Raw genomic sequence first — 15824 nt, 5'->3', positions numbered from 1 at the left:
AGGTTGGCGGATGCACGCAAAGCGATTGTGGCAGGTTAGGAGGTGGTCGTTGTGGTCGTGCTGGTTGCCGTCGTTTCGGGAGTGGTTTCTGAAACCTCGTACTGTTCCGCCCAACTGCGCGTGTATTTCGGTGGGAACGGGGTATCACACGCGTTGTAGCTAACGCCCGGCTTGCCGCTTACCCAGGCGACGATTGAGCGGTCGCCACTCGAATTGTACTGGTCGCCGGCACATCCCTTCGCGGTCAGCGTCTTCGTCGCTGATTTTCCCTTCGCAGTTGTGATTTCGAAGTGGTACTCTCGTCCGTGCTCAAGGAGGTCTGTAAACTCCAGTATGTACTGACTCGGCACTTCGTAGGTTGAATCGACGAGTCGGTTCCCTCCGTCCGACTGGAGCGATACCGTGACATGAACCCTGTGCGCATTCGGATCGTCGTTCAACAGAACGAAGGCTTCTTTACCCGGTTTCGTCGTGGTCGTCGCGGCGGCGCTCGTAGTGGTTGATTCGGTCGTCTGCGTCGTGTCGTCTTTTCCAGCCGAACCAGCCGAATCCAAACAACCGGAAAGTCCAATAGACAGAACCCCAGCGCCGGAAACCAACACCTCACGTCGTTTCATCGATTCAACAAAACCGGCACGCTGGCATAAGCTTTCAGCCCGTCTGTAACTCAGTTCAGTTCGCGCTCTCCGTCCGTTTGCCGCGCTTCAACGTCTTCGATGGTTTCGTTTTCCAACAGCAGGTCAACCCGGCGCTCGAACTCGGCTTCGTCGATTTCGCCACGAGCGTATCTCTCTCGAAGCACGTTGAGGGCGTCCTGTCGTTCATCCGTGCGTTCCGGTTCGGTTTCATCGCCTCGCCATTCGCTTCCATTTTCGTTCCCGAACAGCGACTGCGAGAGCAGCGCCGTGATTGGAAGTACCACGGCGAACCCGATGACGAACACTATCCAGAACCAGTGATAGCCGAGAAATAGCGCGGTTAGCCCCATGCCGAGGACGAGAAGCGAGACGATAGCCGGTATCTGCTCGGCCAGCGACCGGTGTGTATCGGCCATGCCTGCATCTTCAATGCGAACTATAAAAACTCTGTCACCGGTTGGGCGAGGATTCTTACCGTCTGAACCCTACTGTCTCCCATGGCAGACCGAGTGCCATCGGGTCCGGAGGGGGTACCGTTTCTGGGGTCGAGTCTTCAGTACGCCGACGACCCGTTGAGGTTCATGGAGCGCGTTGCCGACGAGTACGGCGATGTCGCTCGGATCGACGTGTACAACCAGGAGGTGTATCAGGTCATCGACCCCGGAGCCATTCGTCGCGTTCTCGTGACGAACGCGACGAACTACAAGAAGCCGAGTCTGGGCGGTGACGAGGGATTGGGTGGACTGCTCGGCGACGGCTTACTGACCAGCAACGGGGAACATTGGCAACGCCAGCGAAAGGTGATGCAACCGTCGTTTTACGGCGACAAATTGAACGAGTACGCCGACATCATCGTAGGGGACTCCGTGGAACTGGCCGATTCGTGGCACGACGGCAAGCATATCGACATCCATCGCGAGATGTCCGAACTCACGCTTCGAATCGTCGTCGAGAGTTTGCTCGGAGCGCGAATCGACGGGATGGAACGCACCATCCGCAAAGCCCTCCTGGAAGTCGGCGAGCGGTTCCGACCCGGCCCACAGGGATTCGTTCCCGAGGAGGTGCCGACGCCGCGAAACGTTCGCTATCGCCGGTCGGTCGAGATACTGGACAGAATCCTCCGAGAGATTGGCAGACAACACGACGTTCACGGCACGGAAGACGACTTGCTCGGAACGCTTCTCGGCGAACGGGCGGAGGGACGACTGGACGAGGAGTCGATTCGCAACGAGATGATGACGATGTTGCTCGCGGGCCACGACACGACGGCCCTGACGCTCACCTACGCGTGGTATCTCCTCTCGAAACATCCGGAAGCCGAACGGAAATTCCACCAAGAACTCGATTCGGTCGTCGAAGGTTCGCCGACCGTTGCCGACCTCGGGGAGTTGGACTACCTCGAAAAGGTCGTCATGGAAACGATGCGACTCTACCCGCCCGCCTACGTCATCTATCGGCAGGCGGTGGAGACGGACGAACTCGCCGGGTATCACATCCCTGCCGAAACCGTCGTTTCCACACCGCAGTGGGTCGTCCACCGCGACGAGCGGTTTTTCGATGACCCGGAGGCGTTCCGCCCGGAACGATGGACGCCCGAGTCCCGACGGGAACTTCCGGAGTTCGCCTACTTCCCGTTCGGCGGTGGCCCGCGAAAGTGCATCGGCGACGGGTTCGCCATGCGCGAAGCGAAACTCGTGCTGGCGACGCTCGGGAGCAAGTTCGCGTTCGAACTCGTCTCGGACACGCCGCTCTCGCTGGTTCCGTTCGTTACGATTCACCCCGAAAACCCGGTCGAAATGACGGTTTGCGCTCGATAATCAGTCTATTTTCCGGACCACGTAGGAAATGCCGATTCCGGTCGCCAGCAGGACGGCGAGATTGAACGCCGCGTTGAACAGCGGGCGGTATTGGTCGGCGACGAACGTCCGAATCACGGCGAGCACGCTCATGTAGAACTGGAACAGGGCGATGATGGCGAGGAAAACGAGCAGCACCAGTGCGCCTCGATAGAGGTATTCCTGTACGTTTTTCCGGCCAGTTGGCTTCGTGGTCGGTTCGTCGTTCGGTTGCGTCATCGAGTTGGATTCGGTTTCAGTCATATTTCCTCCAGGCAATTGCACCCCCCCCACGAGTAACGCGGTGATACCGGCGGGAACGGTAAAGCCCGGTTGTCCGCCGTCGTTTGCGGTCGTCGTTCTGTCCTTCGATTTCGGTGCGTTATCGTCCGAGAAATCCGACACAGAGAGTTTGACTTCCTGATTCGTCTCGTTCACCGAGAGCGTCTCAGAGGGGTCTAAATTCGCTGCACTCCGTGCCGACCCGACGACCACGGCGTCCTTCCAGAGCACGGCGTCGAGATAGTAGTTGTAGCCGTCCGGAACCGAGAGGGATGCGACCGGACTCGCGGTTCTGCCAGCATCGATTTTTCCGACTGGCACTGAAACACGGTTCGCAACGATGTTCGAATCGGCCTGCCTCGCCGTAAACACGACGCGAACGTTCTCCGAGGGATCGTCGCCCTGATTAGTCAGGTACGTCGAAACGTTGAGCGTCGTTCGATTGTTTTCGGCGTCGGCAATCGAATATTCGACCGGTGGGAAATCGCTCGTCCCGTCCTGCCAATGGAAGGCGATGTTCGTCTCCGCGTAACCGGCTTTGAGAGCGCCGACACCGCTGACTTCCTTTGTCCCCTCGGCGATGCGCTCGCCATCACGGAAGACAACGGTTTTGATTCGGTAGTCGCCACGCCGTTCGACCGAAATGTTCTGCGTCACGCTGGCCTCGCGTTGCCCTTCGATCGTCGGTACCTGCTGTTCGGTTGTCGTCTCGACGAATCCGGAATCCGCGTGGATTGCCCGGACGAGCACCGTGACGTTCTCCGCCGGACCGCCCCTGTGGTCGAGGCGGGTTTCGACGGCCAATGTCGCGGTACCACCGGAAATGGAACCGGGTTCGATGGACACGTCCTCGATTTGGAGGTGGCTAGCCCGAACGTCGTCGGAGGCCGTCTCCGCGATTGCGCCGGGAATCAGGACGATAGCAAGCAGGGATGCCATCACCAGAATAGCGATTCCGCCCGCCAGTATTCGCTCACGATTCATGTTCAATCCGTTTCACATCCGAACAAATACTTTGTGGTTTTGATAGTTTTCGGACGCGAGGTTTGTTGACCGGAACCGAGCGATTCACCCGGGTCGAATACGTAGGCGGTAGTATGAGCACGCAGAACGCCGCGGGAAAGGTTCGGTTCGGACTGGCGCTGGCGCTCGGTGTCGTCGTCCCCGGGATGTCGAAATACGTGTTGACCGAGATGGGATACGGGTTGGTCGGAACTGCCGTCTTCTATACCGGTTATCTGACCGCCGCACTCCTCATCTGGTATATCTGGGTCAGACCGCTGGAACTGACGGGGTCGAGCGGGGCATAGCGGAAGTTTAAAGGAGAACTCACACCGACTCACGGACAGGAATGCTTGAGTTCGTCCCACTCCCACTCATCGACGACTTCCTCATCAAATACAACGTGGGACAGGCGGTTTTCGCCCTGTTCGCACTCTCGCTGCTGGCCGCGATACCGCTGAAGTCCCGAAAGGTACTGTCGTTGAACACGATCCTGTTCGGTCTGCTGTTCCTCGTCGTCGTGGCGATGGGTGCACCGGCTCACTTCGCCTATCTCGGCGTCGCACTGCTGGTTATCGCCCCATTGCTGTACACGACCGCGAGCAGATAGGATAGAACACCTTTTTTCCCTGGAGGTAGACGGTTCGGCTATGGCAGACGACCTGACAGCCACGCTTCACACGAACCACGGCGACATCGAGGTACGACTCTTCGACGAGCGCGCACCGCGCACCGTCCAGAACTTCGTCGGACTGGCGACGGGCGACCGGGACTGGACCGACCCGAAAACCGGCGACAACGTCTCCGGCGAACCGCTCTACGACGACGTGCTCTTCCACCGCATCATCGACGACTTCATGATTCAGGGCGGCGACCCGACCGGAACCGGCCGCGGCGGTCCTGGCTACCAGTTCGACGACGAGTTCCACCCCGAACTCACACACGACAGCGAGGGAATCCTGTCGATGGCGAACTCCGGTCCGAACACCAACGGGTCGCAGTTCTTCATCACGCTCGGCCCCACGCCGCACCTCGACAACAAACACTCCGTTTTCGGCGAAGTCGTCGACGGCATGGATGTCGTCAAGGAAATCGGCTCCGTGGACACGAACCGACAGGACAAACCGAAATCGGACGTCGTGCTTGAGTCGGTCGAAGTTCACGACGAATAACGACGTGACGAAACAGTTGTCGACTCGACCTACCTCTTTTGTCGATGTCTGTTCGTGAACGACCGGTGTTCGAAAATTGGGAACCGAAAGCCATCAGCGATGGATGGAGCGCGTGAGCGTGAAGAGGAAGAGTGCGATGAAGAACGCTCCGAGGAAGGCTTCGAGATAGACCAATATGCGATATGGCGTGTCGATACTTGGGACGCCGATGATGAGCGAAACGAACGCTTGGATGCTCAACTCACCCGCGTTTTGGAGTTTCTGTACTATCCCGGCGGTGTTTCCCCCGGTATCTCCTCCCGCTCCGACCTGCGTTACGACAACCGACTGGTTTGTAGTTTCGTTGACCGTAATCGCAACCAAGTTCTCGCTGTTCGCCCCGATCTGTGGGATCGGTTGCCCGACGAGATACGAGACCAAAAAGTACAGAAGTCCGAAAATCACAATCAACGCGATTGACGAAAAGAAGGTTCGCGTCGGACTCTCCCCGTACGAGGATGTCGCCCACAACACCCTGTTTTGGTTGCGTCGTATCCGATTCCAGATGTTCCAATATCGGCCATTATTTTGGGTGTATGTCTTGCCGCGATAACGCATCTCTTTCTGGAAGAACTTCGCTGCCGCGGTGCTATCGCCGACCCGGTTCGCTCCGTTTTTCGCTTTCAGATAGGTGACTTCGAGCGTCTCCGGCTCGCAGTTTTCGATTCGTCGTGGATTCTCCGAGGAATGGATGTTCCATCCGTTGTTCTTCAGGTCGGTTCTGTACTCGCCGAAATCGAACCCGGTGAACGATGTGTTGATGAACTCGTACTGGTCGAAGATGTTCGCCGTGTTTCGTTCGTTTAATCGGCTGAGTTTGACATTCCCCAGCTCCGCGTCCTTCAGGTCATAGACGACCCCCGCAGGTGGTTGTTGCAGTTCCCCCGTTTCGATGCTCGCCCGCTGGAGGTTGATTCGACCCGCCCATTCGATACTCTCGGGAACGAACGTGAATCGCCGCCTGAACTCCGCCCGTTTGAACTTCGGTGGATGCCTGAACCTCGTGTTCTCGAACCTCGCCCGCCGTTCGAAGATGGTGTTTGTGAAGTTCGCTTCTCCCCGGAACTCTGTGTTTCGGATTGTCGATTTCCGGTTAAAGACGACATCCTCGAACGAGACATCGGCTTTGAATGTCGCGTCCTCGAAGTCCGTGTTGAACATGAACTCCGAATCAGCGAACGATGTCGGTCCCTTGAACATCGTGTCCATGAATATTGCCCGCCGCTCGAAGATGACCTGTTCGAACTGCGCCCGTCCTCGAAAGATGACATCCTGAAAGTTCGAATCCGAGATGAACGTCGCTTGGTCGAACGTAGCCGCCTGTTTAAATACCGTCCGTTGGTCTTCCAAACTGAACTCCTGACTGAACGCGGCTTTCTTGTAGTTCCCCTTCTCTTCGTCCGTCATCTCTCGAAAGAGGGCGTCCTCCCTGAACTCCGCATTCTTGAAATCGGCTTCGCAATTGAACGTCGTCCCGCTAAAATACACCCTGCGCTCGAACGTCGCGTTCTCGAAATCCGCTACCCGTCCGTCATCGAAACCGCCGTTGAACGTCGTTTGAATGAAGTACGTCTGTTCACTCCGAAAGTTCGACTCCTCGAAAAAGGCAGATTTGACGAACTCCGTCCCTAGAAAATCGACCCCCGACTCGAACCCCGCCTGGGAGAAATCGACATCGCCTTTAAACGTCATGTGCTCGAATGCGACGTTGTCCCTGAACGACGAGAACTTGAAATTGGCCGACTTTTCGATCGATATCCCCGCGAGATAGATGGGATTTGTGACCTCCGCTCGCCGCAGACTCATTTCACCGTCCACTTCGGCGTGGCGGAGGTCGATGGCGTAGTTGTCGCCCTTTGACCCGAGCGTCATGTTGCTCAAATCGAGGTTGCCGAACTTCGCCCCGATGAACTGCTTGTTCTCCTTGATTTTCTCGAACTCCGAGCCGTTTTCCTGATTTCCCGACTCATCGTTTTTACTTCGGGTAGTTCCCGACTTGCTATCTCCACCTCCGTCTGTTTTTGTCCCTTTTTGGCCCTTCTGGTTCGGTTCACCATCCCCGGTGGTTTGGGATTCGTCCGCGCCGTTCGGATTGTTAATTTCCTTGACTAACTTGTCCCGTATGTCGGTATCCTTTATTTTGTGCTTTTGACGCTGTTTCTTGCTAAGGTGGAAAATACACCGTCTATCGTGTTTTACGTCTCGTTTGCACTCCCATCTGTTTTCCTCGTTGAGAGATTCCGCACCGAGCAACGACGGGGTTCCGCTATTGCCATTTGCTTCAGGAAATTTGTACTCGCATCTATTTGTGTCTGCTTTCTCGTTCGGGCACACGCTTTCTCCCTCCCCAAACTGATCTTGCTACCCACATCTCGAAAAATATTGACAAAAATAATCATTGGTGATATTACATAGTATAACACATGTCCTGAATGTCTACCTTTTCCAGACGGCCCTTCCCAAGAACGCGATTCCGAAACCACTTCCCCATCCATCGCAAACTCCCGCGCATGGACGAGTCCGCGGAACGAACGAAAATCGAGTGGCGAGAGTGGGGTGACGAGGCATTCGAGGAGGCCGAAGACGCGAACAAACCCATCCTCCTGTCGCTCTCGGCGCGGTGGTGTTCGTGGTGTCACGAGATGGACGAGACGACGTACTCGATACCGACACTGGCGGCGAACGTCAACGACTCCTTCGTGCCGATTCGAGTGGATATCGACCGTCATCCCCGCGTTCGCGAGCGATACAACATGGGCGGATTCCCGACAACGGTCTTCCTCACGCCGGAGGGCGATCATCTGACCGGAGCGACCTTCCTCGACGCCAACACCATGCGGCAGGTCGTCGGACAGGTGCGTGACCTGTGGAAACACAAAGGTCGGGAGGCGGCGCAGGTGCCGCGAAACGTCCGCGACCAGAACCCGCCCGCTGGCGACGTCACCGAGGACATCGAGCGTCTGCTGGTCGGGCAGGTCGAAGACCGATTCGACGCGACCCACGGTGGGTGGGGCGACGACGCGAAATTCCCCCTCCCGCGGACTATCGAATTCGCGCTGAAACGCGACCGAGAACGCGCATTGGCCACCCTCTCGCCAATCACGGCGAATCTCTTCGACGACTACGAAGGTGGCTTCTTCCGTTACGCTGGAACCCGCGACTGGAACGATATCCATCACGAGAAAGTGCTGGACGCGAACGCCGCGCTCGTGCGCGCCTACGCGAACGCCTATCTCTACACGGGCGAGGAACGCTACCGAACACCCGCCGAGAAGACCATCGAGTACCTGACGACGACACTCTGGAACGGCGAGGCATTCGGCGGAAGCCAGCAACCCGGCGATGGCTACTACGAGGGTGACGCGAGCGACCGCGAGAGCGAGGACGCACCCGCCATCGATTTGACGGCCTTCGCGGACTGGAACGCGCTGGCTGCCGATGCTCTGCTCACTTTCACGGCATACACCGACGACGACCACGCTCGCCGGTACGCCGAGCGTACCCTCGATTATCTCGTCCCACTCGTGGACGACGGTGCGGTCGTTCACTATCGGAACCCTGACGAGAACGGTGCTGAACCGGTCGAATCCGGCCTGCTCGCCGACCAAGCGTACGGCATTCGCGCGTTCGTGACTGCCGTGCAAGTGCTCGGAGACGAGGGCAGTGACGGGGACGATACCGGCTACCTCGACACTGCGCGCGAAGTCGCCGACCACACCATCGACACGCTCCAACAGGACGACGGCGCGTTCATTGACGGGCCGATGGAGGGGCCGGGTCTCCTCGACCGACCGCTTCGACCCGTCGATGGAAACGCGGCGCTCGCCGACGCGCTGGTCGACCTCTCGATTCTCGCCGACGAACCTCTATATGAGGAGACGGCACGGGAGGCGGTCGGTGCCTTCGCCGGGGCGGCCGACAGAATCGGCGTGCAGGTCGCTGGCTACGGAACCGCCGCAGCCCGCGTGTGCCGACGACCTCTCCAAATCGCAGTCGCAACACCACCGGGGTCAGACCTTCACCGCGCGGGACTTCGCATCGCCGACCACGAGAAAGTCGTCGTGCCGAACGCTGGGAGCGCGGATGATTCGTTCGAGGATGGGCATGCCTACCTCGTTTCCGAGGGGACGGTTTCCGACCCGGCGAGCACACCCGCCGAACTGAACGAACTCGCAGCAGGATTCTTTTAGAATGTATCTGGAGGAGAAAAACCAGCGTGCGGTTGGAACCACAGCGAACGCACGTAGCGTTTTTATAGAGTCAGCGTAATGTCAACAGATATGGCAAGTCTCCGTGATTTGGGTCTCTCCGAATACGAAGCGCGGGCGTATCGGGCGCTGTTAAACACCGGGCCGACCACGGCGAAGGAACTCTCACGCGCGAGTGAAGTGCCGATGGGCCGGATTTACGACGTGCTTAACAGTTTGGAGACGCACAATCTCGTCCGGAGTCAGAGTGCGAGTCGGCCGAAAAAGTACGTCGCCGTCGAACCGAATACCGCGCTCGACCGACTGTTGGACGATAAACTGCAAGAATTGGACGCGAAAGCGGAGCAGTACGAGGATATCGTCGACGAGTTAGGGACGGAACTCAACGCTGCCGAACCACCCATCGAGGAAGGATTCTGGACCGCGGCAGTCGGTCCGGAGGAATCGCTCGAACTGCTGATCGAACGGTTGGACGCTGCCGAAGACCGCATCGTCATGGTCGCAGGCCGCGTCTCGCCGACGTTCGATATCGGCGAGGTCGGCGAAACCGTCACCGAGCATATCGAGCGCGCACTCGCCCGCGATGTCGAGGTTTCCGTGCTCATGTCGCCGGAACTCGTCCGCACACTGCCGCCGAGCGTCGGCGATAGGTACGCGACGACGCTCTCCGACCATCCGCAGTTTTCGGTGCGAACGACCTCCGAACTCGACGGGACGTTCAACCTCATCGACGATATTGAGGTCTGCATCGAAGTGGCGAACCCGCTGTCGCCCGGTGAGGCGTTCGCCATGATTGACCTCAAAGACCCGGAGTTCGCCGCGAACGTCAACAGCCAGTTCTCGTCTCGGTGGGAAGTGGCGGAACCCCTTCGTCTCTGAGGTTCGCTTTTTACTCTCGTCCGGAGAGTCCGACGAGGTGACCCACCTCCGGAAGCAGGATTTTCTCGGTTCCGAGGCGAACCGCGTTCTCGCTTCCGGGGAGACAGCAGACGATGACGCCATCGACGACGCCCGCCGTCGTTCGGGTCCCGACGACTTTCGTTCCGATTTCGTCGTACGAGAGCGTGCGGAACAGTTCGCCGAATCCCGGCAGTTCCTTTTCGAACAACGGGGTTACCGCTTCGATGGTTACGTCGTCGGGCGTAACGCCGGTTCCGCCGGTCGTCACAACCACGTCCACGTCCTTGCGTCCGACGAGATTGTCCACCGTTTTCTGCACCGAATCGTAGTCGTCGGCGACGAGTTCCCGCGTCACCATGTCATGGCCGTCGCTTTCGACCAGTTCCACGATGGCGCCACCTGCGGAATCTTCGTCGAGCGAGCGCGAGGAGGAGACGGTGACGACGCTGAACCCGAGTTCATCTACGTCGTGTGCGTGGTGGTCGTCGTGCCCATGGTCGTCGTGGTGTTCCGCATCGCCCTCGTCGTTCGACTCCTCGCTCGCTTCGTCCGTTCTTTCGTCTTCGTCCGTCGGTGCGCGGCGCGTGTCGCGTGACTGAAAATCAACCATGAGTGTCTGTTTCCATCGCGACTCCTAAAAATCGTCGGCGAGGTCGTTGGGGTACAGTTTTAGGCACACCGTCCGACCTATGGCATATGAAAGCCGTCCAGTTCGAAGGACACGGTGGGACGGAAGTTATCGACTACGCGGAATTCCCTGACCCGGAACCGGCACGCGACGAGGTTCTTATCGACGTGAAAGCGGGCGCGCTGAACCACTTGGACGTGTGGACGCGCAGAGGGCTTCCCGGCCTTTCGCTCGACATGCCACACATTCCCGGCAGCGACGGGGCGGGCGAGGTCATCGAAGTCGGCGAGGATGTAGCTCGCTTCGAACCCGGCGACCGGGTTGCCCTCTCGGCGGGCGTCAACTGCGGCAAGTGCGAGTTTTGCCGTCACGGCGAACACTCGTTGTGTGTCAAATATCACGTCATCGGCGAGCACGTTCGCGGGATTCACAGCGAACTCGCGGCGATACCGGAGGACAACCTGCTTCCGGTTCCCGACGGCGTTTCGTGGGAAACTGCCGCTGCCGCGCCGCTCGTCTTCCAGACCGCATGGCGCATGCTTCTCACTCGAGGGGACGTTCGTCCCGGCGAGGACGTGCTTGTGCTCGGCGCGTCCGGCGGCGTCGGTCACGCCGCCGTTCAAATCGCGGACTACGTCGGAGCGACGGTGTACGCGACGGGCAGTAGTGAGGAAAAACTCGACCATGCGCGCGAACTTGGGGCGGACTACGCAATCAACTACGAGGACGATGATTTCGTCCAACAGATCCGCGAACTGACGGGCAAACGCGGCGTCGATGTGGTCGTCGACCACATCGGCGCGGCCACGTGGCAGGACTCCCTGAAGAGCCTCGCCAAAGGAGGACGTGTTCTCACTTGCGGGGCGACCACGGGCGGCAATCCGGAAACCGACATCAACCGAATCTTCTGGAATCAACTCTCCGTCATCGGTTCGACGATGGCGACCCTCGGCGAGGCTGACGACGTGATGGAGCTGGTCTGGGACGGCACCTTCGAACCAGCTATCCGCGAGGTGTTGCCCATGAGCGAGACGGCACGAGCCCACGAAATGCTGGAGAACCGCGACGGATTCGGGAAAGTCGTAGTCAAACCCGATAGCGAACTATGATGACTGAACGCAGGGAGTTCGGCCGAAGCGGATGGGTTCTGGTCGCCGTGATGGCACTGGCTTTCGTCGTCGCGCCACTGCTCATCTACATCAATCCGCCCTATCTTCCGTTCAAGTTCGCGTACATCGTCGTGCCGCTCGTTCCGGCGATTCTGCTCGGTGCGACGGCGGTGTGGGCAGCCCAGCGTTAAATGTAATCCGGTAAATACACAAATTTTTTACCATATGGCGTCATCCCGTACCATGAGCGTCATTCACGTCAGAGACCAACACGAAGGAACCTCACATCGGCAGGTCGAACTCAAACTGTGGCATCCCGGTTGTTGGACCCTCGAAGTGACCGACGAGTACGACGGAACGCGCATCTTGGAAAAATCGCTCTACCCAACCGACGAGATGGTCAAGGGGGATTTCGTCCTCGTCGCCGAAGGTGACCACGACATCGAAACGATGGTCGAAGCCATCGATGCCCACCGCGTGGTCGAGAGTACGGCGATTCTGAAAAACGGCGGCAACCGCGCCCGCGTCGTCGTCACCTACGAACGCTCGTCCAGCATCGTTCCAGAAATCGTCAATTCGGAGTTCATGCCTATCGAACCGGTTCACATCACCGGCGGGTACGAACATTGGACGGTTCTCGTGCGCTCCGACCGACTCGAATCCGTGTTCGCCAGATTGGAAGAGGAGTACGACATCACGCTGGAAGCGATTCACGAGGTAAACCCACGTGACAACGTCGAATTTGCCGATACCAGCGACCAGATTTACGACTCGCTTTCGGCCCGCCAGACTGAATGCCTGTTCGAGGCCCACGACGTGGGCTATTACAACTGGCCCCGGGAAGTGTCGGCAAACGATATCGCTGAGGACTTCGGCATCAGCGGCCCGACCTTCCTCGAACATCTCCGCAAAGGCGAACAGAAAGTACTCGACGCATTTTTGACCAAACTCGCCGGACGAAACTACTGAATTTCGTTCGAGAGCGGGGGTGAATAGGGAATCGCTTTGAGGATGTACGTAAATAAGGAAGGTATGTCATCGAACCTCACTCTGTCTGACGTTCTAGACGTAGAGTATCCTGCACCTCCCTCGTGGTCTTTCGACGGACAGTTTCTCGCCACCACGCTGTACGAAGACGACGGTAACGTTCTATTCGTCTCCGACCGCACCGGAGAACGGACGTGGCGATTCGCCCCGGACGGCGCGTTCGTTACCGAAATTTCGTGGTCGCCGACCGCCTCGGAACTACTCGTTGCCACCGACGACGGCGGCCTCCTCCTTGCCGACCCGAACGAACGGACGACCCAACTGCTCATCTCGGGAGTGGACGACCGAGAAGCATACACGTGGTCGAACGACGGTTCACGGTTCGCGTTCTTTCGCGACGGCCGTCCCGTCGTCCGCGACGCCGTAACGGGCGATGAACGGACATACGACGTGCCGATGCGCGGCCCCTTCCTCGGTGATTCACGCATGTTTGCGTGGTCGGACGACGATATCTTTCTGGCGTATCGATTCGTCGACGACGAAACGACGCAGATCGGCGTCATGGATGTCGATTCCGGCGAACTGGTGTGGCGTACCCGCAACGAGATGGCGAACGGAGACCCCGCCTGGCTGGCCGACGGACGCGTCGTTTTCGACCAACGAGGGGAGGGGGGCCGCGTTCGGCGAATCGCCACGGTTGAGCCGGAAACCAGCGAAAGAACTGTTCTGACGCGAGAAATCGACCGCGAGCGAGGTGTCGTCTCACAAGGCGCACCCGAGGTGTCCCCCGACGGAACTCGAATCGCACTCATTCTGCCGCTCGATGGTTGGGATCACGTCCACGTGGTCGATACCGAAACGGGCGACCGCACACAGCTTACCGACGGTACGTTCGAAGACAAGGGTGTCGCCGATGGGACGCCCCAGTGGATGGACGACGGGACGCTTGCTTTCTCGTCGAACCGGAACGATTCCGGACAGCGGCAACTCTTTTCGGTCACGCTCGACGGGGAGGTAACACCCCTCGTCGAAACGTCCGGAACGAACGTTTCGCCCCGTCCGTCCCCCGACGGTGATGCACTCGCGTATCTGCACGCAGACCGAGAGCGCTCGCCCGAACTTCGCGTCGATATCGATGGCGATACGCATCGTCTCGTACGGTCTGCGGTCGAAGAGTGGTCGGTTCAGCCGATCGAACCGGAGCGAATCGAGTTCGAGAGCGCAGGCCAGCACGTCGATGGCTATCTGCTCGATCCCCGAAAATACGATGCGATTGCGGACGACGCGACTGACCTCCCAGCAATCGTCTGTGTTCATGGCGGTCCGATGCGACAGATGCGCGACGGCTGGCACCCCTCACGGTCGTACAGTCTTTTCTACACGTTCCACCAGTATCTCGCCGAACGAGGGTACGTCGGTCTGTTCGTCAACTATCGCGGCGGCATCGGCTACGGCCGTGATTTTCGACAGGCGATCGCGGGTGTTCGCGGTGCGGACGAAATCCAGGACGTGACGCGAGCAGGTGAGTATCTGAAAGAACTCGATTACGTCGATGCCGATTCGGTAGCCGTTTGGGGTCTGTCCTACGGTGGCTACGCTACGCTTCAGGTGCTGGGCACGCATCCGGACGTGTTCTCGCTCGGTATCAACCTCGCCGGACTCGCCGACCTCGAACTGTACCGCGATTGGGCAGAGGAGACGAAGTACCCTCCTGCGGCCTCCGCGGAAGTGCTTCGGATGGGTGGCGAACCGTGGGACGTTCCCGAACGCTGGACTGAGGCATCACCCGTGACGCACATGGACGCCTACGAGGTACCCCTATACAACTTCCACGGGACGGCCGACCGCTACGTCAACTTCGAACAACTCGACCTCGTCGTCGAAACGCTGACCGACCTCGGCAAGGAGTTCGATGCCGACCACTACCCCAACGAGAACCACGTTTTTTCGAAACGAGCGACGTGGGAGCGAACCATGCGAAAGATCGAACGAACCTTGGAGGCGGAGCGATGAAGGTCTTCATCTCCGCTGACATGGAGGGGATTACCGGAATCGCTGACCCACGTGATGTGGTGAAGGGCGAAGCCGACTACGACGACGGACGTGAACTGATGGTCGGCGACGTAAATGCCGCGATTGAGGGCGCGGTCGCTGGCGGTGCCGAATCGGTGCTCATCAACGATTCGCACTCTTCGATGACGAATCTCTCCCGAAGCGCGCTCCACGACTCCGCTCGGCTGATTCGCGGTGGCACGAAACCTCGGTCGATGATGCAAGGTCTGACCGCGGAACACGATATGGCGTTTTTCGTCGGCTACCACGGCAAAGCGGGCACGCTGGGGGCCGTCCTAAACCATACCTTCTACCCACAGGAGCTCATCTCGCTTCGCGTAAACGACGATGAAGTCGGCGAACTCGGCTGGAACGCCGGACTCGCGCGGTCGCACGGCGTTCCGGTCGCCCTCGTGACTGGCGACGACGCGACAGCGGCGGAAGCCGGTCACGAACTTGAAGACGTGGAGACAGCCGTCGTCAAGGACGGTATCGACCGATTCACGGCGGACTGTCTTCCCGTCGAGGATGCTCGTGCCCGGATTCGAACCACGGCGGAGCGGGCGGTTCGGCGAGCGAAACGCGACAAATTCACCCAACCGGTGCCGGACGAACCAGTCGCTATCGAAGCCGACTGGTCGACGACGAATCAGGCCGCCCGTGCGGCGGGACTTCCATCGGTCGGACGCGTCGCTGGTCGCACGACTCACGTCGAAGGCGATGAGTACCCCACGGTGTTCGAGGCGTCCGTGGCGATGCTACGCGCCGCTGGCGCGGGGCGAAACGAGTGGTACGGCTAACGCTCCGGTTCTCGGCGGCGGTGGACCGATGTCGACGATTCGTATCTCCTCGGTCGGTTCGATTCGCACGCCTCCCGTCCACCGACCCTGTGCGAGTCGTCCGACCGAGACGGTCTGAACACGCTGCCAGCAGCGCAAAACGCATCGACCCAACGACCAACCGGAGGTTGTG

16 protein-coding genes are annotated in these 15824 nt (G+C 59.1%); 11 read left to right on the top strand and 5 right to left on the bottom strand.

Features of this window, described 5'->3' with window-relative positions; translation table 11 throughout:
* Positions 1-35 precede the first annotated feature (35 nt).
* Together ACN2TU_RS10820 and ACN2TU_RS10815 are read right to left on the bottom strand one after the other, a co-directional pair.
* The gene (locus ACN2TU_RS10820; protein ID WP_435155275.1) at positions 36-617 is read right to left on the bottom strand and encodes a hypothetical protein; all 582 of its coding nucleotides are present in this window, start codon (positions 615-617) and stop codon (positions 36-38) included.
* Between the two features lie 50 nt (positions 618-667).
* The gene (locus ACN2TU_RS10815; RefSeq protein ID WP_435155273.1) at positions 668-1054 is read right to left on the bottom strand and encodes an SHOCT domain-containing protein; all 387 of its coding nucleotides are present in this window, start codon (positions 1052-1054) and stop codon (positions 668-670) included.
* 81 nt (positions 1055-1135) lie between these two features.
* Between ACN2TU_RS10815 and ACN2TU_RS10810 the strand changes: the two genes are divergently transcribed.
* Positions 1136-2455 carry a cytochrome P450 gene (locus tag ACN2TU_RS10810; protein ID WP_435155271.1) on the top strand — a complete coding sequence of 440 codons (1320 nt, stop codon included), beginning with the start codon at positions 1136-1138 and terminating at the stop codon, positions 2453-2455.
* Here ACN2TU_RS10810 and ACN2TU_RS10805 read toward each other — a convergent pair whose 3' ends face one another.
* A complete protein-coding gene (locus ACN2TU_RS10805; RefSeq protein WP_435155269.1) occupies positions 2456-3739 on the bottom strand; it encodes a DUF8060 family membrane protein in 1284 nt (427 codons plus the stop codon).
* A gap of 113 nt (positions 3740-3852) precedes the next feature.
* Between ACN2TU_RS10805 and ACN2TU_RS10800 the strand changes: the two genes are divergently transcribed.
* From ACN2TU_RS10800 to ACN2TU_RS10790, 3 genes are read left to right on the top strand one after another with little or no spacing between them, the layout of a single operon-like run.
* Positions 3853-4065, top strand: a complete 213-nt coding sequence (locus ACN2TU_RS10800; RefSeq protein ID WP_435155267.1) for a DUF7996 family protein — start codon at positions 3853-3855, stop codon at positions 4063-4065.
* Positions 4066-4106: 41 nt separating this feature from the next.
* The gene (locus ACN2TU_RS10795) at positions 4107-4367 is read left to right on the top strand and encodes a DUF8006 family protein (RefSeq protein ID WP_435155265.1); all 261 of its coding nucleotides are present in this window, start codon (positions 4107-4109) and stop codon (positions 4365-4367) included.
* A 40-nt stretch (positions 4368-4407) separates the two neighbouring features.
* A complete protein-coding gene (locus tag ACN2TU_RS10790; protein ID WP_435155263.1) occupies positions 4408-4929 on the top strand; it encodes a peptidylprolyl isomerase in 522 nt (173 codons plus the stop codon).
* 93 nt (positions 4930-5022) lie between these two features.
* Here the strand turns inward: ACN2TU_RS10790 and ACN2TU_RS10785 are convergent, their stop codons facing one another.
* Positions 5023-7302 (bottom strand): pentapeptide repeat-containing protein, encoded by a 2280-nt coding sequence (locus tag ACN2TU_RS10785; protein ID WP_435155261.1) that lies wholly within the window; start codon positions 7300-7302, stop codon positions 5023-5025.
* Positions 7303-7478: 176 nt separating this feature from the next.
* On the opposite strand from ACN2TU_RS10785, the gene ACN2TU_RS10780 reads away from it, so the two are divergent.
* Both ACN2TU_RS10780 and ACN2TU_RS10775 read left to right on the top strand, forming a co-directional pair.
* Complete coding sequence (locus tag ACN2TU_RS10780; RefSeq protein ID WP_435155259.1) at positions 7479-9158, top strand: DUF255 domain-containing protein; 1680 nt, start codon at positions 7479-7481, stop codon at positions 9156-9158.
* 90 nt (positions 9159-9248) lie between these two features.
* Positions 9249-10055 carry a TrmB family transcriptional regulator gene (locus ACN2TU_RS10775; RefSeq protein WP_435155257.1) on the top strand — a complete coding sequence of 269 codons (807 nt, stop codon included), beginning with the start codon at positions 9249-9251 and terminating at the stop codon, positions 10053-10055.
* Positions 10056-10065: 10 nt separating this feature from the next.
* Here the strand turns inward: ACN2TU_RS10775 and ACN2TU_RS10770 are convergent, their stop codons facing one another.
* The gene (locus ACN2TU_RS10770; protein WP_435155255.1) at positions 10066-10686 is read right to left on the bottom strand and encodes a MogA/MoaB family molybdenum cofactor biosynthesis protein; all 621 of its coding nucleotides are present in this window, start codon (positions 10684-10686) and stop codon (positions 10066-10068) included.
* Between the two features lie 86 nt (positions 10687-10772).
* Between ACN2TU_RS10770 and ACN2TU_RS10765 the strand changes: the two genes are divergently transcribed.
* The 5 genes from ACN2TU_RS10765 (at position 10773) to ACN2TU_RS10745 (ending at position 15652) form a co-directional block, all read left to right on the top strand.
* A complete protein-coding gene (locus ACN2TU_RS10765) occupies positions 10773-11813 on the top strand; it encodes a zinc-binding dehydrogenase (protein ID WP_435155253.1) in 1041 nt (346 codons plus the stop codon).
* A complete protein-coding gene (locus tag ACN2TU_RS10760) occupies positions 11810-12004 on the top strand; it encodes a DUF7977 family protein (RefSeq protein ID WP_435155251.1) in 195 nt (64 codons plus the stop codon). The genes ACN2TU_RS10765 and ACN2TU_RS10760 overlap by 4 nt, the downstream gene beginning before the upstream one ends.
* Before the next feature lie 52 nt (positions 12005-12056).
* Complete coding sequence (locus tag ACN2TU_RS10755) at positions 12057-12782, top strand: helix-turn-helix domain-containing protein (RefSeq protein ID WP_435155250.1); 726 nt, start codon at positions 12057-12059, stop codon at positions 12780-12782.
* 63 nt (positions 12783-12845) lie between these two features.
* Positions 12846-14813: a S9 family peptidase gene (locus tag ACN2TU_RS10750; RefSeq protein WP_435155248.1), complete on the top strand. Its 1968-nt coding sequence runs from the start codon at positions 12846-12848 to the stop codon at positions 14811-14813.
* Positions 14810-15652, top strand: a complete 843-nt coding sequence (locus ACN2TU_RS10745) for a M55 family metallopeptidase (protein WP_435155246.1) — start codon at positions 14810-14812, stop codon at positions 15650-15652. Before ACN2TU_RS10750 ends, ACN2TU_RS10745 begins: the two co-directional genes overlap by 4 nt.
* The last annotated feature ends 172 nt before the right edge of the window (positions 15653-15824 follow it).

The organism is Haladaptatus marinus (assembly GCF_051194195.1).
The sequence above is the reverse complement of the archived record's forward strand: the minus strand, read 5'-3'. Positions and strand labels throughout refer to the sequence as shown.